This window comes from Micromonospora sp. NPDC005254 (genome assembly GCF_042872525.1).
Classification (GTDB): domain Bacteria; phylum Actinomycetota; class Actinomycetes; order Mycobacteriales; family Micromonosporaceae; genus Micromonospora.
In genome coordinates this window covers 1-16995 of record NZ_JBIAKM010000006.1, presented here as the reverse complement: position 1 = coordinate 16995, position 16995 = coordinate 1, and the positions used below count along the sequence as shown (strand labels likewise).

Here is a 16995-nt window from a genome sequence, read left to right as displayed (position 1 = left end):
CGGTCTGGCTCACGCCGCCTCACCGCCCGCCACGGCGGCGTGCACCCGCACTCCATGGGTGCAACTGCACCTCGGCTACCTCTGCCCGGAACCGGTCCGGTCGGGGACGTTCTCGACGCAGACCAACCTTCGCCGCCCACGGACCGACACGTGCGAGCACTACGGCACCCGTCGTCCACAGTCACCACGCGCCCCGCATCCAGCTCCAGACCTAGGGCTCCGTGCTCGTCGGCCCTCTAATTGATCCGACCCGTCCGACCAGGGCTGGTAGCGTGCGCCGAACATGAAGATCATGGGGGAAACATCGATGAACCGAACTCGACTCGTCCTGACTGGCTCGGCCGTTGCGGCGGCAATCGCGCTGTCCGGCTGCGATCCGCAGCCCGAATCTGCGGGCACTGCAACCTCGCCGTCCCCGGCGGCCTCGAGCGCCGCCCCGACCGGTAGTGCGGCCACCACCGCGACCAGCACCGCGGCCAACGACGCGGCCACAGTGAAGGCCTGCGCCGACATCAAGAAGGACATCAAGGACAACGCGGCTAAGGTCACCAAGGCCGAGAAGATCGGCCCGCCAGCCGGACACTTCGCGGTCAGTGCCCAGTGGGCCGCCGGCTCGGTCGCGATCCTGGCGCACTCGATGGGCGCCAACGAGGCAGTCACCGCCGCCAGCGAAAAAATCCAGAACGAGATGATGGGCCTGAGCGACGCGTACAACAAGTCCGCCGGCGCCAAGCCCAGCAAAAAGGCCCTGGAAGCCGCTATCAAGGAGCTGGACACCGCCTGCTCGGCCACCTGACCGGTTCGACCACGCAATCGGCGGTGACCCTCACCCGGACGGTCACCGCCGATTCGCGTGTCCGTGCGGCCTGCCGCACTGGTCGCGATGGACGACGCCGCCCGTCACACCCCGTACGCCTCGGCTTCAGCCCGGCGTAAGGGGGTGCGACGAATAGTGGTTTCGGCGCGGGTTCAGTCCTGCGCGCGCCAACGGTAGAAGACGGTCGCGACCTGGTCCTGCGGGCCGTGGCAGAGGTCCGGCCGGTACGGCTCCACGTAGGGGCCGAGATCCTGCATCACCTTGCCGAAGGCCGGCTTCTCGGCGTGCTGGTCCCGGGTCGCCTCGGCCGCCGACGACTCCTGCTCCAGCAGGTGCACGTAGACATCGTCGATGGAGTAGAGCCAGCGTCCGGTGACACCCAGGTCGGTCGGGAGCGACCCGGCGTCCGACTCGCCGAACACCCGGGCCACGTCCGGCTCGGCGCCCGGCTTGATCCGCCCCACGATCACGGTGAGCGTGGTGTCCTCGGGCGGCTCGCCCTCCGGCGCCCAGTGGTAGAACTCCTTGGCCACCGAGTCCGACGGGTTCTTCCAGTAGCGCGGGTACGGCGTCACGTACGGGCCGATCTCCTCGGCGATCTTCTGGAAGGCGGGCAGCCCGCGCGTCTGCCCGGAGATCCGCGGGTCCTGCTCGCGCTCGATCACGTGCAGGTAGAGGTCGTGGTGCGACAGCAGGTACCGGCCGATGACGCCGAGATCCTGGGGCCGGGTGGCCTGGTCGTAGTGGCCGAAGACGTTGCCGACGATCTCGTCGCTGCCGGGGACCATGTGGCAGACGATCACGTTCCGGAAGACCATGACGTGCTCCTTGGCTGGGTAGGCGGGCTAGACGGTGAAGGTGATCGGCAGTTCCAGCAGGCCGCGGAAGGGCGAGGCGGCGGGCAGTCGGCGCACCTCGGCGAGCGGGACGGCAAGCCGCAGCCCGGGCAGCCGGCGCAGCAGCGCGGAGAGCGCGAGCAGCGCCTCCATCCGGGCCAGCGAGACGCCCAGGCAGTAGTGCACGCCGTGGCCGAAGCCGAGGTGCGGGCCCCGGACCCGGCGCAGGTCGAGCCGGTCGGGGTCGGTGAAGTGGGCGGGGTCGTGGTTCGCCGCGTTGATCGCCACCCCGACGATCGCGCCGCGCGGGATGCGTACCCCCTGGTATTCGACGTCCTCGGTGGCGATGCGCGGGCTGGCCACCGGCAGCGGGCCGTCGAACCGCAGCAGCTCCTCGATCGCGGTCGGCAGCAGCCTCGGCGTGGTCCGCAGCAGCTCCCACTGCTCCGGGTGGGTGAGCAGCGCCAGCACCGCGTTGCCGAGGAAGTCGGCGGTGGTCTGGTGGCCGGCGAACAGCAGTAGGAACGTGGTGGTGACCAGCTCCGCCTCGGACAGCGTGTGGTCCCGGTCGACCGCGTCCACCAGCGCGCCGATGATGTCGTCGGCCGGGTCGTCGCGCTTGGCCCGGACCAGGTCGGCCAGGTAGTGGTGCAGCCGCAGCTGGGCCTCCTGCACCGCCGCCCGTTCCTCGGCCGGGGGTCGGCTGGTCGAGCCGGAGGTGCGGATCACCTGGGTCCAGTCGAGCACCCGGTCGTGGTCGACCGGCGGCACGCCGAGCAGCTCACAGATGACCGTCATCGGCAGCGGGATTGCGAAGTCCCGCATCAGGTCCGCCTCGCCCTGCGGCACCATCTTGTCGATCAGCTGGTCGACGATCGCGGCCACCCGGGGCCGCAACGCCTCGATCCGCCGCGGCGCGAACGCCTGTGACACCACCCGGCGCAGGCGGGTGTGCTCGGGCGGGTCGGAGTTGAGCATGTTGCGGTTCAGGCCCTCCGAGTTCGGGCCGAAGATCCGCAGGTAGTGCTGGTCGGGCCCGTAGAGGTCCTTGGACAGCCGCGGGTCGGTCAGCGCCGTGCGCGCGTCGTCGAAGCTGGTGATCAGCCACGAGTCGAACCGGGGCGAGCCGACCGGGCAGACCGGCCGCTCGGCACGCAGCCGGGCGAAGGTGGGATAGGGATTGGCCGCGAACGCCTCCGTGTACAGCTCGCTCGCCGGCACCACGTCGTCGGTCATCGGGCCTCCCCCGGCTCGCTGTTCACACTGTGCAGCACCTGGTAGGTGTGTCGTTCGGCGGACTCGCGCAGCTCCCGGACCACGCGCAGCAGCCGGTCCCGGTGCGCGCTGCGGCCGAAGGCGTCCAGCCGCTCCCGGTCCGCCCAGTCGCTGATGACCAGATAGCTGCTCGGGTCGTCGGCGTCGCGGACCAGGTCCTGGTGCAGGCAGCCGTCCAGGGTGCGGATCTCCTCGGCGGCGGCGCGCCACTCCGCCTCGAAGCGCTCCTCGCACCCCTGCCGGGTCCGCATCGCCAGGACCGTGCGCACCCGGCTCACCGCGCCCCGCCGAAGACCAGGTGCAGGTGCTTGCGCAGCGCGTCGGCGTCGACCGGGGCGCCGCGGAAGCCGACGTGCCCGTCCGGACGGATCAGGTAGAGCCCGGTGCCGGCCAGGCCGTACCCGGCGCGGAACCGGCGGTCGCCGTCGCGCAGCATCGGCGGGTCGGCCAGGCGCGGCTCGGCGACGTCCGGGTCGAGCAGCAGGTACGCGTCGAGTTCCCCGCCGGCCTGCCGCCGCGCGTCGGCGCACAGGTCGGCGAACCCGGCCAGCTCCGTCGCGCCGGCCGTGGCGTCGGCGTAGAGCAGCAGCGTGTGCCGGGTGCCCCGGGTCAGGTCCCGCAGCCGCAGCGGATGCCCGACGCCGCGCCGGCGCAGACCCTCGACGTCCGGCGCGCGTTCGCCGGGACGGGGCGCGTCACCGAGCCCGGCCGGGTCGGAGACGGTCTCCCCGACCAGCGGGCTGCCGGCGTAGCTGAGCAGCAGGGACATCTCCTGGAGGAACTGCCGTTCCAGGTCGGCCCGGTCCAGTTCCTCGGTGCCGGCCAGCCGCACCGCGCGGCCGACGATCTCCTCGCCCTCCGGGCGCCGCTCGGCCTCGTAGCTGTCCAGCAGACCGGGGGCGGCCAGCCCGCGTACCGCCAGGGCCAGTTTCCAGGCCAGGTTCCAGGCGTCCTGGATGCCGGTGTTCATGCCCTGGCCGCCGGCCGGCGGGTGCAGGTGGGCGGCGTCGCCGGCGACGAAGACCCGGCCGTGGCGGTAGCGGTCGACGATGCCGTGGCTGATCCGGAACACCGACGACCAGCGCAGGTTCGTCGCCCGGGTGCCGGGCGGGGCGAGGCGGTCGAGGGCGGCCTGCACGTCGTCGAGGGTCGGCTCGCCGAGTTCCTCGCTGAAGCCGGGCGGGGCGTCCTGCCCGCCGGTCCGGGCGAAGAACCGGGGTGGGGCCAGGGTGGCGATGCGGTAGCGGTGTTCGCCGCGCAGCGGCACACAGACCAGCATCCCGTCCATCCGCCCGTCGGTGGTGTGCAGGAAGCGCAGCAGGTGACCGTCGGGCATGTCCCAGTCCACATCGACGTCCACCAGCATGAACAGCTGCGGGAACTGGCCCAGCCCGCCGGTGAAGGTGAGGCCGAGCCGGTCCCGGACCCGGCTGTGCGCGCCGTCGCAGCCGATTAGGTACGCCGCGCGTACGGTCTCGGTGGCGCCGTCGGCGGTGCGCACGGTGGCGGTCACGCCGTCCGCGTCCTGGGTGAAGTCCACCAGTTCGGCGCCGCGCCGCGGGCGCACCCCGAGCGTGGCCAGCCGGGCGGTGAGGATGCGTTCGGTCTCGTACTGGGGCAGGCCGAGGTGGTCGTAGGGCAGGCCGGGCAGCTCCCAGCTCATCCGGTGGGTCTGCTCGCCGTTGACGAAGACCATGTTGCCGGTGAGCCAGATGCCGGCGTCCATCGCCTCCCGCACGACGCCCTGCTCCTCCCAGATCTCCATGGTGCGGCAGTGCACGCCGATCGCCTTGTCGGCCTGCCCGGCCGGGGTCGCCCGCTTGTCGATCACCCGGCAGTCGATGCCACGCCGGGCCAGCTCGACGGCGGCGGTCAGCCCGGTCGGGCCCGCCCCGACGACCAGTACGTCCGTTGTCCTCTGCACATCGGCCTCCCTGCCTGTGGTGTCGAGTCGCCGGCCGTCCCCATCGGGCACGACGTGGAACAGGCGGCGTCGGATGTCGAGAAGGAACGGTGCGATCGGCCCGGCCTGCGCCGAGGCGTGAGCCGGGTCGCCGATCCAGTCGAGGAACTCGGCCGCGGTGTCCCACTCGGCGAAGATGTGGTATACGTCCGAGCCGGGTTCGCGGAGCAGCTGCTCACGCCGGTAGCCCGGCACGGCGGTCATCCGCCGCACCACCTCGGGGTAGCCGCGATGGAAATCGGCGAGCCGGGCGCTCGGCACGGTCAGCTCCACGTCCACGTAGACCGGGCCGGTCCCGTCGCCGGTCTCGACCATCGGCGGGTAGTCGGGCGGGCCGGCCGGTTCGGTCAGCGGCCGGAGCAGGTCGGACAGGCGGGCGGCCACCGGCCCGTCCCGGTAGGCGCGCAGCGCCTCCTCGTCGGCCCACTCGGTGACCACGACGAAGCCGTACGGGTCCAGCGCGTCCCGCAGCAGCTCGTGCCGGAGGCCGCCGGGGAGCGCGCCGAGCTGTCCGGCGACGTCCTCCCAGGCCGGCCCCACCGCGGGCGCGCAGCCGGGCCGCGCTCGCAGCCGGAGCATCGTCCTGATCATGCCGCCCCCTCGCACCGTGCCGTCCACGTGCCGCGACCCTGCCAGAGTCCGCGTCACCCGGTCGTCACCGGCGGCCCGGGCGGTGTGGCCGTGCGGTGACGCGGCCGGAACGCCACCCCCTCCCGGCAAGCCGCCGTCATGTAACTATCTCCTTGGGCATGACTCCTTACGACTTGGATACCCGTGCCTGGCAGGCCCGGCGCTTGGGTAGCTGCCCCGGCCCGACGGCATGTTTTCTCGGTCCTAACGGGATGCGAGGCTGAACGCGTGGCTCCCCGATCGACGTACACGTGGGCAACCCCCGGCCGCCCGGTACGCACCGTGGACACGTCGGCCGTCCTGGTCGCGCTCGGCGCGTCGCTGCACCGCACGGCGCCGTCGCGAGCAGAGCCGACCAAGCTCGAGCTGGCCGTGATCACCGCGCTGAAGCTCGTCGCACAGCCGGTCATCGCGTACGCGGCCGGGCTGGCCCTGCACCTGTCGGCGCCACAGTTGCTCGCCGTGGTGGTGTGCGCGGGCCTGCCGACAGCGCAGAACACGTTCATCTTCGGCCAGGAGTACGGCGTCGGCGAGGCGGTGGCCAACCGGGCGGTGGTGGTGACCACGACGCTGTCGCTGGGCACCCTGGCCGCGGCGGCGGCGCTGCTCGGGTAGGTCCGCCGGCTGACTCGTTCAGCAATCCTGGTGAGTCACGCCGACCATGGCGCTGGCGGACACGTCTGCGGCCACGATCATCGCCTGGTGATGTAGCGAGCGATCTTGAGTGAGAGTGGACGGACGGCTGTTGCGCCATGTCGGCGGCAGATCCGGATACCTGTGAGCCGTGGGTCTCGGCTAACGACACACGGGCGGTAGGAGAAATCCGCGATTGGATCAGACGTTGTCGGTCCAGGGTTTCCCGACGCCCGCGCGTGACACGCTGCGCCCACCTGGCAGGTCAAGAACATCGATGAGGCTGGGGTCCTCGTCGACGGCATGGTGCAGGTGCCCGACTTTGCCGTTGCTGCCGCTCGCGTCGGTGGCTCCGACCAACTGCCAGACCCCGTCGTCCGCATCGTGACTGACGAACAAGACAGGCTCATGACGTTCGAACACCTCAGGGGTCTGGACACAGACCGTGCCAAGCAACCAGTGCCGCATCCACCAGGCTCGCCGGTCGTGCTCCACGACATGGTCGGTGACCCACCAAACGAACGGCAGGTCCTCGTGGGCACGCGACTGCTCCGCGGTCAGGTCCGGGCCGCCCTGCGGGACCCGCTCAAACGGCTCGTCGACCAGGGAGAACGCATGACCACCGTCGTTCACGAAGACGACGGCGTGGAAGGTGCCACCACCCGGATTGCCGACACCAATCCCAACGGACAGTCGGGCGACATGCGGGTCCGAGCCGGTGGTCCAGCCGAACGCGTACGAAGCCAACTCCCCACGCGGCCCCACGAACTCGCCGAATGCCCGCCGGTCCATGCCGCTGGCATCGGCCGTCGGCACCTCAACGAACGCACCCTCGAGCACCTGGATATCCACGCCGGCAACCTATCCGATCGCGCACATCAACCCGCAGTCGCACGCCTCGATGCCGCAGATCCGGATGTCCGCCGTACGCGACCGTCGTCGCGCTGGCGACCGGCCGCACCTCGAGATCAGGTTCTGTCGCGGTGACGGCGGGCTTCGATGTCGCGCAACACGTCCGGGTCCCATTGGCTGGCGTTCCAGTCGTCGCTGGTCGGAGTGGGCGACAACGGCCACGCCGGGTCCTGCCCGGTGACGGCTGAGTAGTGTCCGGCGACGACGCGGTCGACGTGGGCGATCAGCCGCAGAACCCGCCTTCGGCTGTGCAGCACGCCGCCGATCAGCGCGGCGGCTCCGAGGGTACGCAGGGCTGCCTGGCCGAACAGGACGGGCGGGGCGGTTCGGTCGGCGGCCAACCAGGCCGTGGCGGCGCTCAAGACGACGCAGGAGGAGAAGACGCGTATGCCCCAGTGGCGGCTGTACGAGCGGCCCGAGGAGCCGTGCGCCTCGGCGATCTGACGAGTGCCGCGGCCCCAGATCAGTCCGCTGATCCCCAGGCCGATGACGGCGACGATCAGAGTCAGGTTGGCCAGGACGTAACCGATCGCCGCCCCGGTTCCGGACGGGGGCAGCGGGCGGGCACGGTCGCTCACGGCGCTGCCGAGGATCGCTGCGGCGATCGCGGCTAGGGCGAAGAGAATGGCGAAACCGGCTACGAACCAGGTCGCGATGTCCCAACCCGCTGTCCTGGGCGCGGGTGGAGGTGTCGAGGACCGGCACGTATGGCCTTGGCCGGGACCTTCGAGTTCGGTTCCGCATTTCGTGCAGTGCAAAGTGTTCCCCTCAGCGGCGCGACCAAGCCTCTGCCAGGCCAGATGAGCTGGGTGTCGCGCATCTTCCCGCACAGGACGGAGGGCCCGCCGGGTTCGGTGCCTAAAGGATCATGCCCGGTCGGCGCCGGTCCGGCGACCCCGAATCCCGCTGCTCGTCCTCGCCCCGGTTCCGCGCGGGTTGCCCGATGCCGCACAGGTGACGGGTTGCTGCCGGTAGGGACAGTTTCTCGACGGCGACGTTGGCAACTCATAGCCGCCACCAGCACGGCTGCACGAGCATCAGCTCGGGCGGAACCGCCCCTCGATGTTCGCCATGCGCGTGGATGCTTCGTGTCGTCGTCTGCCGATTCGCAAGGATCGGTTGATCTCGCGAATCTCCACAAATACTGGTGTCCGAGGGCGACGAGCACCGCCACCACGGTCGCCTACTGGCGCCGCTGCGGCCCTCATCTGCACCCGGCGGACATCGCCGTACGGATCGGCAAGTCCGAACGCACCGTCGGCCGCTACTGGTCGCGACCGGCCACAAACCGCACTTCCCACGTCAACGGGCGCCTTGCTGACAGCCTCCGCCGCTGACACCACCGGCCGGCCCTGTTTTGGCCCGACGACCACATCCGCTGGCAGGTCCCCGACTGCGATCCGCTGCGGGGGAATGGCGGACCATGGCGTTTTAGCACCGTACAGCGGCGGACACCATCCCCGGGCGAGACTCAGCTCGCCGCGCGAGAGGCCAGCAGGTCGAGCGCGATGTCGACGATCATGTCCTCCTGTCCGCCGACGAGTTGCCGCTTACCGACCTCGAGCAGGATGGTGCGTACGTCGATGCCGTAGTGCTTCGAGGCTGCCTCGGCGTGCCGGAGGAAGCTGGAGTAGACGCCGGCGTATCCGAGGGTGAGGGTCTCGCGGTCCACGCGTACCGGGCGGTCCTGGAGCGGCCGGACGAGGTCGTCGGCGGCGTCCTGGAGCGCGAAAAGGTCGCAGCGGTGGGTCCATCCGTGCAGGTTGGCCACGGCGATGAACGGCTCGATGGGGCAGTTGCCAGCTCCGGCACCATGACCGGCCAGAGAGGCATCGACGCGGGTCACGCCCTCCTCGACTGCTACGACCGAGTTGGCCACCGACAGCGAAAGGTTCTCGTGGGCGTGGATGCCGATCTCGGTCTGGGGGTCGAGGACGTCCCGGTAGGCGCGGATCCGCTCGCGTACACCGTTCATGGTGAGGCGACCGCCTGAGTCGGTGACGTAGACGCAGTGCGCTCCGTAGGACTCCATGAGCTTCGCCTGCTTCGCCAGCTCGTCGGCCGGGGCCATGTGGCTCATCATCAGGAAGCCTGAGACGTCCATGCCGAGGTCGCGGGCGTGGGCGATGTGCTGGGCGGATACGTCGGCCTCGGTGCAGTGGGTCGCGACCCGCACCGAGCGGACGCCGAGCCGGTAGGCCTGCTCGAGTTCTGCGACCGTGCCGATGCCGGGCAGCAGCAGGGTAGTGAGAGTGGCGGTTTTGATGTTGTCGGCCGCGGCCTCGATCCACTCCCAGTCGCTGTTCGACCCGGGGCCGTAGTTGAGTGACCCCCCGGCGAGGCCGTCACCGTGGGCGACCTCGATCGCGTCGACGCCTGCGGCATCGAGGGCGGCGACGATTTTCGCGACGTCGTCCGGCGAGACCCGGTGGCGCACGGCGTGCATTCCATCGCGCAGGGTGACGTCCTGAATGTACAGATTCACGGGGGCGGAGCCGGTCATGGCGTTGGTCTCTCGGTCGGCAGGGGTCGTCAACGGGTCACCTCACGGGCGACCTTGGTGGTGAGGCGGGCGGCGATGGCCTCCGCGGTGCGGAGCGCGGCGGAGGTCATGATGTCGAGGTTGCCGGCGTAGGCGGGCAGGTAGTGCGCTGCGCCCTCGACTTCGAGTAACACCGTTACTTTGGTCGTCGCCGGTCCGGCACCCGTGGGGAGCAGCGTGTGCACCGGCTCGTCGTCCGGGATGGGGGTGAACTGAACCTCCTGCTTCAGGCGGTAGCCAGGCACGTACGCCGCGACCTGCTTGACCATGTCCACCACCGAGGAGCGGATCGCGTTGTGGTCGGCATCACCGATGAGCGCGAAGACGGTGTCGCGCATGATCAGCGGGGGTTCGGCAGGGTTCAGGATGATCACGGCCTTGCCGCGCAGGGCGCCGCCGACCCTCTCGATCGCTGCCCTGGTGGTCTCGGTGAACTCGTCGATGTTCGCGCGTGTGCCCGGCCCGGCGGAGCGGGACGAGATCGAGGCGACGATTTCGGCGTAGGGGACCGGTGTGACGCTGGAGATGGCGTGCACGATCGGGATGGTGGCCTGGCCACCGCAGGTGACCATGTTGACGTTGGCGACGTCGCTGTCGAGGTGTTCATCGAGGTTGACCGAAGGCACTACGTACGGGCCGATCGCAGCGGGGGTGAGATCGACTATCTTCTTGCCGTAGGGGGCAAGCTTCCTGGCATTGACCACGTGTGCGGAGGCGGAAGTGGCGTCGAAGACGATCTCGATGTCGTCGAAGCCGTCCATTGCGATCAGCCCGTCCACGCCCTCGTGGGTGGTGGGCACGCCTAGCCGTCGGGCTCGAGCCAGACCGTCGGATTCCGGGTCGATGCCGACCATCGCGCCCATCTGGAGGGTTTCGGAGAGTCGCAGCACTTTGACCATCAGGTCCGTGCCGATATTGCCGGAGCCGATCACGGCCACCTTGATCTTGCTCATCGCATTTCCTTCGCCGAGAACGTGGCGGTCACGGTGCCGAGGGAGGAGATCTCGGCTCGGACCCTGGCGCCGGTGGGAGTGGCAACCATCGGGCCGAGCGCGCCGGAGAGTACGACCTGGCCGGCACGCAACGGCTCGCCGAGCTCACGGGTGGTACGAGCCAACCAGAGCAGCGCGTTGAGCGGATCGCCGAGGCACGCGGCGCCGTAGCCCTCGGACACCAGGTCGTCGTCGACGTACATCCGCATCGTGACGTCGACCGGCTCGAAGTCGGTGAGCGTCACCCGCTGCGAGCCGAGCACGTAGAGCCCGCTGGAAGCGTTGTCGGCGACGGTGTCGGTGATGCGGATGTCCCAGTCCGCCACCCGGCTGTCGACGATCTCCAGCGCGGCGACGGCGTAGTCAACCGCGGCACGGACGACGTCGACCGACAAGTTCTCGGAGTTGAGGTCCGCTCCCAGTACGAACGCGATCTCCGCTTCCGCCTTGGCCTGGAGCAGTCGCCCACTCGGGATTACGGGCAGGTGGGAGACATCCATGTCGTCGAACAGCACCCCGAAGTCGGGCCGGTCCACCCCCAGCTGCTGCTGTACGGCGGGAGAGGTGAGGCCGATCTTGCGGCCGACGATACGCGCGCCTGCAGCGAGCCGGTTCCTGGTGAGTCGCTGCTGTACCGCGTAGGCCAGCTCCATGTCGCTGTCACCGAGCAGGTCACGCACCGGCTCGCACGCCGTGCCGTTGCGCGCTGCGGATTCGAGCCGGTCGGCCGCCTGAGTGATGGCGGCGGCCCGATCGGTGCTTGTGGGTATCTGGGTCATCTGTGTCCTCGTGTCGGGTCGCCGCCGAGGACTCGGGCAGGCCCGCGGCTGGGCTACCGCTGTCATCGGTACGACGTGCGATGGGCGGACGCGTCCGGTGTCTGCTGTGGAGCGTCGGGGTCTCCGGAAATGCGGCAGGCATGGCCGGAGACCCCGAAGATGGCGCGCGCGGGCGATTCGCTGGCGCGCCGAGCGGTCAAGACAGCTGAGAGGTGAACTCGTCAACGGTTGCGACGGCGGCGAACAGCCCCATCGAGCCCAGAGATGCTTCGTGGGCGCCGGCGTCCGCGGCGGATGACGCGTCCGAAAGGACCACGGTGTGGTAGCCGAGGTCGGCGGCCTGTCGCACGGCGCCTTCGACAGATGCGTTGGTTGCGACGCCGCACACGATGACGTTCTCGATTCCGCGCTCGGTGAGGAGGTCGGCCAGTGCGGAGTCGGTGAACGGGCCCGGTCGCTTGTGCGTGATGACCACGTCGGAGTCGGTGACCGTGAGGTCGGGAACGAGGGCTGCGCCCTCCGTGCCGTCCTTGAGACAGCCTGCCTGCGCCACCATCTGCAGCAGCGGAAGCGTGGGGTTCAGGTCGGAGTGATCGGGTGCGAACGCGATACGCAGCGGAACCACGACTCCGCCCCTGTCGCGCAGGTGCTCTGCCGCGGCGTTGACCTTCGTGATGACGTCGCGGGCGGTGTACTCGGCAGAGAAGATCGTCCCGAAGGCGGTCCCCTCCGTGACGATGTCGTGCTGGAGGTGGACGATGAGAAGCGCGGTTTTGGACGCGTTGAGCTGGTTCATCAGTGGGTCCTCACTTGTGGGGCTGGACGATGACGCTGGCGAATCCGCCGTCGCGGTGGTTGGCCGCCGCCTGCACGGCCTCGTTGGCCTGCTCGAGCGGGAAGTGGTAGGCGTCGAGGTGGCTCAGGTCGAGAGTGCCCGCAGCCGCCATCCGGGCCATGTCCTCGCCCTCGGCGGTGGTGAACCACAGGGACCCGATGATGCTGATGTGCATGGTCATGAGCCGGTACATGGGGATGGGGAGGTCCTCGGGCATGGCGCCGATGCTGACCATCCGGCCTCCACGGCGCAGCGCCCAGATTCCAGCCATCGTCACGTCAGCCGTCGCGGTGTCACCGGTGGCGTCGAGGAACACGTCGACGCCGCGTCCATCCGTGTGGGACCGGACCCACTCACCAACCTCCTGCTCGCCGAAGGAGAGGACCTTGATGCGTGCCGGGTCGATCTGACGGACCCGCTCCAAGCGCTCCTTGTTGCGCGCCACGGCGAAGATCTGGGTTGCCCCCATGGCGCGCGCCAGGAGGACGGCGTTGACGCCGAGAGTCCCGGTCGCACCGTGGATCAGGACGCTACTGCCGGCGCGGACGTCGCCCTTGCGTAGGCCGCTGTAGGCCGTGCCCAGGTAGCCGAAGCGCGTGGCGTGGTCGAGCGGAACGTTCTCCGGGATGACGATGACGTTCTTGACTGGCGCCTTCACGTACTCCGCAAGCCCGCCGTACGGATAGTCCTTGTGGATCTCGGCGGACTCCGGTCCGAAGCCGAAGTAGCCCATGAAGGTGTAGGCCGGGTCGTTCATCGGCTCGCCGTTGCGGGCGGCCCACGAGTCCCCGGAATCCAGGCCCGGGTTGATGTAGACCCGGTCGCCGGGCTTGAGGTTGCGTACCCGGGAACCGACCTCGGTGACGACGCCGGCGCTGTCCATGCCGAAGACAGCAGGCAGCTGCGGCAGGGGGAGGAAGGGCTTGACTGTCGGGTAGGTGTTGATGACGTTGCGCAGGTTCTGGACGATGGCCGCCGCCTCGACGCGGACAATCACGTCCTGGTCACCCGGGACCGGCTTCTCAATCTCGTCGATCTGGAACTTGCCGCCGACTTCGTGCAGCCGCGCGGCTCGCATCGTTGCCATGTTCGGACTCCTCACAGGTAGCGTTCGGCAGCCTCCCGGGGAACGGGGCCGCCGGAGATTGGCATGCCACATCGTGGCACGAGGTGATCGCTACCACAACTGCCACCTTGCAAAAGCTCTATCGCGCGCCACCCGGTATGGACATTACATCGGCCAGCTAGCATGCTAGTTGAGACGTCGAGGGGAAGGACGGACATGACCGAGCGTGAGTTCACCAGTGTGTGGTCAGACCTCGCCCAGGTGGAGTTCAGCCAGGGCTTCATCCAGGCGGGGCCCTACCGGACCCGCTACCTGAAGGCAGGGTCGCAGGACAAGCCACTGCTGCTCATGCTGCACGGTGTCACCGGTCACGCCGAGGCCTACGTGCGGAACCTGAAGGCGCACGCCGAGCACTTCAACGTCTACGCCATCGACTTCATCGGGCACGGCTACTCGGCCAAGCCCGACCACCCTCTGGAGATCCCCCACTACATCGACCAGGTCCACCACGTCATGGACACGCTCGGCTACGACAAGGCGTACTTCAGCGGCGAATCGCTGGGCGGCTGGGTAACGGCCCGTTTCGCCCAACTTTATCCCGACAAGGTGGAGCGGATCGCGCTCAACACCATGGGTGGCACGATGGCCAACCCGCAGGTGATGGAGCGCCTCTACACGCTGTCCATGCAGGCCGCGGAGGACCCGTCCTGGGAGCGGGTCAAGGCGCGCCTGGAGTGGCTGATGGCCGACCCGTCCATGGTCACCGCCGACCTCATCAAGACCCGCCAGATGATCTTCCAGCAGCCGGACTGGCCGCGGGCCTGCCGGATGAACATGGCTCTGCAGGACCTCGAGACACGCAAGAGGAACATGCTCAGCGACGACGACCTGCGTGCGATCAAGGCGGAGGCGCTGGTGATCTGGACGACCAAGGACCCCTCGGGCCCGGTCGACGAGGGCCGGCGCATCGCCGAGCTGATCCCCAACGGCCGCCTGCAGGTCATCGAAAACGCCGGCCACTGGCCACAGTACGAGCAGACCGCGGTGTTCAACCGCGTGCACCTGGACTTCCTGCTCGGAAACGAAGCAGTGTGAGATGACCGTTGCACTGATTGCCACCTCTCACAGCCCTCTGCTCGAACACGCCGACCTCGAGGCTGGGGTGGCAGCCGAGCTCGATCAGGCGTTCACGACCGCCCGGCGCTTCGCGGAGGACTTCGACCCGGAGCTTGTGATCAGTTTCGGGCCGGACCACTACAACGGCTTCTTCTACAACCTGATGCCGCCCTTCTGCATCGGCTATGCGGCGAGCAGCGTCGGCGACTACGGCACCCAACCGGGCCCCCTCAACGTGCCAGAGGAGATCGCACGAGGGATCGCCGAGGCCGTCATGTCGGCAGGCATCGACCTCGCGGTCTCCCTTCAAATGGAGCTCGACCACGGCGCGGTCCAGCCCATGGAGATCCTCTTCGGCGACATCGCCGCCCGCCCCGTGGTGCCGATCTTCCTCAACTCCGTCGCACCACCCTTCACCCCGCTCCAGCGAGTCCGGCTTCTCGGCGAAGCAGTCGGCCGTCATGTTGCCCAACTGGAGATGAGGACCCTGCTCATCGCCTCTGGCGGTCTCTCCCACGACCCGCCCGTCGCTCGACTGGCAACTGCCACGCCTGAGCAGCGCCGGGTCCTGCTGGGTCACCATCTGCCCGCGACTCCGGGCTGGCGGAAGGAACGAGAGCAGCGCGTCGTCGAGACCGCCAGGGCCTTCGCAGCAGGCACCGCCGATATCCAGGACCTCGCCCCCGACTGGGACCGCGCCCTCATGGCCACCCTCGCCTCGGGTGACCTGACCAGCCTGGATGCGTGGACGCCAGAGGAGATGGCCAGGATCGCCGGGAACTCCTCACACGAGGTGCGGTCCTGGATCGCGGCCTATGCCGCACTAGGATCCTGTGGCGCTTACAGCGTTCAGTACAGCTACTACCGACCGATCCGTGAGCTGATTGCGGGCTTCGGCCTGACCACTGTGACCCTCGACTGAGCACGACCGACGAGACTCGTCGACATGGTTGGCTTGTGCCCAGCGCCAGCACCTGAGATTGGGAACCGCGATGAGCATAGCCACCGAATCGGGAAGAACAGACGTCCCGTTGGGACGTCTGCTGTTCGACCGCCTGCGAGAACAGCTCGTCGAGGGCACGTACCCACCCGGCTCCCGCGTGCCGATCGATGCGATCAAGGAAGAGTTCGGGGTCAGCAAACAACCCGTCATGGAGGCGCTGCGACGACTCGCCACGATGGGACTCGTGGAGATCGTGCCCCAGAGCGGCTGTGTTGTCCGGCAGTACACCCAGCAGGAGGCGCGCGACTTCTTCGGCGTGTTCGGCTCGTTCGAGGGTGACATCGCAGCAGCAGCGGCCCATCGACACACTCCCGAGGAACTCGTAGAGCTCGACCACGCGCTCGAGCTGCTACATCAAGCGGAACACACCCCCGAGGTCGCCCAACGCAGTCGCGACTACTTCCAGCACAACGCCGTCTTCCACCGGGTCATCCACCGGATGGCCCGTTCGCCGCTCATAGCCGACCTCAGCCAGCGCATGTGGGTACTGTCAGACTTCCTGATGTACGGCTTCGCTGGCGCCGCACCCATCGCTGGCGCCGTCGATGCCCGAAATCACGACCACGACTTGATACGAACCGCAATCCGGGATCGCAACGACACCGTCGCCAGAGCCGCCATGGACCACCACATCCGATCCATCACCCGGCTCTTCGCCGACTGATCGTAGCTACTATCGGAGTTGGTGCTTGTCGCCGACATCGCGTTGCGGGATAGCAAGCAGACGCGAGGGCGTCCCATGATCGGCGTTGGTCGGCGGTCGGAAAGCCAGACCCTCCTCGAGGGCCGCTACCTGGGCGGGCGCCCGCCCTACGGCTACACCCTCCGCGATCTTGGGCCCCTGGGCGGCCTCGTCAACGAAACCGAGTTCGACGGGGACGACTGATCGCCCACTCCGCACCCGCGCAGCGATCTCCGAAAGCAGAGGGCGCTCCCGTCACTGACGCCTTCGAGCGTAAGCAGGACGCTGCACCGACTCTGACCTGCACAGACGAGAAGCCGCAGCTAGGGGTGGGGCAGCTACGCGCCGTTGAGTGCCGTTCGGTGCAGTTGCAGGCCGTTCAGTGCACCCCTGTTGCTCCCCAACCTGCTCCCCCGCTCCGGCCCACATGAAGACCTTCAAGATTCTCCGCGACTACCGCCACACCCGCGTCCCACCACGCGCAGCATGATCGGCAACGGGCCGCGGTCCCGCACGATGCCGAGCACGCTGCGGGGACGAGCGACGTCGATTGCCCGCCGCCCGAACTCGGCACTTCGGACCGCGCGGGCGGCTGCACGATAGCGATGAGCGGCGCCTCGGGCCCCGGCCTCGTACCGCAACCCGGCCGGCGGCCGGGATGGCAAGAGGTCCAACGAGCAGGAGTAGGGGCGGCCACGAGGTGGTTCGCACTGGCGGGCCGGCCCGCTCACCGCCAGCCGGCGACCTCACCCGTCAGTGGTCCGGTCAGTCGCGTTGCCTGTCCCGTGCTGCTGGTTCTGCCGCAGAGCTTCCTCCAGTTGGTCTTCGAGGATGATGATCCGGCAGGCAGCCTCCAGGGCGGTACCCTGGTCGACCATCTCCCGGGCCCGAGCGGCCAGGCGAAGCTGGTAGCG

At 69.0% G+C, this 16995-nt stretch carries 17 protein-coding genes; 6 read left to right on the top strand and 11 right to left on the bottom strand.

From position 1 onward, the window contains the following. Nucleotides 1-283: 283 nt before the first annotated feature. Complete coding sequence (locus ACFYPR_RS19245; RefSeq protein WP_355067912.1) at nucleotides 284-796, top strand: hypothetical protein; 513 nt, start codon at nucleotides 284-286, stop codon at nucleotides 794-796. Nucleotides 797-969: 173 nt separating this feature from the next. Here ACFYPR_RS19245 and ACFYPR_RS19240 read toward each other — a convergent pair whose 3' ends face one another. From ACFYPR_RS19240 to ACFYPR_RS19225, 4 genes are read right to left on the bottom strand one after another with little or no spacing between them, the layout of a single operon-like run. Continuing rightward, the gene (locus tag ACFYPR_RS19240) at nucleotides 970-1635 is read right to left on the bottom strand and encodes a TcmI family type II polyketide cyclase (RefSeq protein WP_354862540.1); all 666 of its coding nucleotides are present in this window, start codon (nucleotides 1633-1635) and stop codon (nucleotides 970-972) included. A 27-nt stretch (nucleotides 1636-1662) separates the two neighbouring features. Then, the gene (locus ACFYPR_RS19235) at nucleotides 1663-2889 is read right to left on the bottom strand and encodes a cytochrome P450 (RefSeq protein ID WP_355067910.1); all 1227 of its coding nucleotides are present in this window, start codon (nucleotides 2887-2889) and stop codon (nucleotides 1663-1665) included. Further along, a complete protein-coding gene (locus tag ACFYPR_RS19230) occupies nucleotides 2886-3197 on the bottom strand; it encodes an antibiotic biosynthesis monooxygenase family protein (RefSeq protein WP_354862537.1) in 312 nt (103 codons plus the stop codon). Before ACFYPR_RS19230 ends, ACFYPR_RS19235 begins: the two co-directional genes overlap by 4 nt. A gap of 5 nt (nucleotides 3198-3202) precedes the next feature. After that, nucleotides 3203-5470: an FAD-dependent oxidoreductase gene (locus tag ACFYPR_RS19225; RefSeq protein WP_387261282.1), complete on the bottom strand. Its 2268-nt coding sequence runs from the start codon at nucleotides 5468-5470 to the stop codon at nucleotides 3203-3205. 279 nt (nucleotides 5471-5749) lie between these two features. On the opposite strand from ACFYPR_RS19225, the gene ACFYPR_RS19220 reads away from it, so the two are divergent. Continuing rightward, nucleotides 5750-6136 (top strand): AEC family transporter, encoded by a 387-nt coding sequence (locus tag ACFYPR_RS19220; RefSeq protein ID WP_355067906.1) that lies wholly within the window; start codon nucleotides 5750-5752, stop codon nucleotides 6134-6136. Between the two features lie 219 nt (nucleotides 6137-6355). Here the strand turns inward: ACFYPR_RS19220 and ACFYPR_RS19215 are convergent, their stop codons facing one another. The 7 genes from ACFYPR_RS19215 to ACFYPR_RS19185 all read right to left on the bottom strand — a co-directional run bounded on the left by ACFYPR_RS19215 (nucleotide 6356) and on the right by ACFYPR_RS19185 (nucleotide 13301). Next, nucleotides 6356-7006, bottom strand: coding sequence for a hypothetical protein (locus tag ACFYPR_RS19215; protein ID WP_387261279.1), 651 nt, complete (start codon nucleotides 7004-7006; stop codon nucleotides 6356-6358). 116 nt (nucleotides 7007-7122) lie between these two features. Then, nucleotides 7123-7644 (bottom strand): hypothetical protein, encoded by a 522-nt coding sequence (locus ACFYPR_RS19210; protein ID WP_387261276.1) that lies wholly within the window; start codon nucleotides 7642-7644, stop codon nucleotides 7123-7125. An 893-nt stretch (nucleotides 7645-8537) separates the two neighbouring features. After that, nucleotides 8538-9551, bottom strand: coding sequence for a 4-hydroxy-2-oxovalerate aldolase (gene dmpG / locus ACFYPR_RS19205; protein WP_387261274.1), 1014 nt, complete (start codon nucleotides 9549-9551; stop codon nucleotides 8538-8540). Nucleotides 9552-9598: 47 nt separating this feature from the next. Further along, nucleotides 9599-10561 (bottom strand): acetaldehyde dehydrogenase (acetylating), encoded by a 963-nt coding sequence (locus tag ACFYPR_RS19200; protein ID WP_387261271.1) that lies wholly within the window; start codon nucleotides 10559-10561, stop codon nucleotides 9599-9601. Continuing rightward, on the bottom strand, nucleotides 10558-11379 hold the full coding sequence (locus ACFYPR_RS19195) for a 2-keto-4-pentenoate hydratase (RefSeq protein ID WP_387261268.1): 822 nt from the start codon (nucleotides 11377-11379) through the stop codon (nucleotides 10558-10560). Before ACFYPR_RS19195 ends, ACFYPR_RS19200 begins: the two co-directional genes overlap by 4 nt. Nucleotides 11380-11575: 196 nt before the next feature. Continuing rightward, entirely contained in the window at nucleotides 11576-12175 is a 600-nt protein-coding gene (locus ACFYPR_RS19190; protein ID WP_354862576.1) for a cysteine hydrolase, read from the bottom strand. Between the two features lie 10 nt (nucleotides 12176-12185). After that, nucleotides 12186-13301, bottom strand: a complete 1116-nt coding sequence (locus ACFYPR_RS19185; protein WP_355138253.1) for a zinc-binding dehydrogenase — start codon at nucleotides 13299-13301, stop codon at nucleotides 12186-12188. A gap of 195 nt (nucleotides 13302-13496) precedes the next feature. Between ACFYPR_RS19185 and ACFYPR_RS19180 the strand changes: the two genes are divergently transcribed. The 4 genes from ACFYPR_RS19180 to ACFYPR_RS19165 all read left to right on the top strand — a co-directional run bounded on the left by ACFYPR_RS19180 (nucleotide 13497) and on the right by ACFYPR_RS19165 (nucleotide 16285). Next, a complete protein-coding gene (locus ACFYPR_RS19180) occupies nucleotides 13497-14375 on the top strand; it encodes an alpha/beta fold hydrolase (RefSeq protein WP_387261265.1) in 879 nt (292 codons plus the stop codon). A 1-nt stretch (nucleotide 14376) separates the two neighbouring features. Then, a complete protein-coding gene (locus ACFYPR_RS19175; RefSeq protein WP_387261263.1) occupies nucleotides 14377-15318 on the top strand; it encodes a 3-carboxyethylcatechol 2,3-dioxygenase in 942 nt (313 codons plus the stop codon). Nucleotides 15319-15388: 70 nt separating this feature from the next. After that, on the top strand, nucleotides 15389-16063 hold the full coding sequence (locus ACFYPR_RS19170; RefSeq protein ID WP_387183251.1) for a GntR family transcriptional regulator: 675 nt from the start codon (nucleotides 15389-15391) through the stop codon (nucleotides 16061-16063). A 21-nt stretch (nucleotides 16064-16084) separates the two neighbouring features. Further along, the gene (locus tag ACFYPR_RS19165; protein WP_387261260.1) at nucleotides 16085-16285 is read left to right on the top strand and encodes a hypothetical protein; all 201 of its coding nucleotides are present in this window, start codon (nucleotides 16085-16087) and stop codon (nucleotides 16283-16285) included. Nucleotides 16286-16995 lie beyond the last annotated feature (710 nt).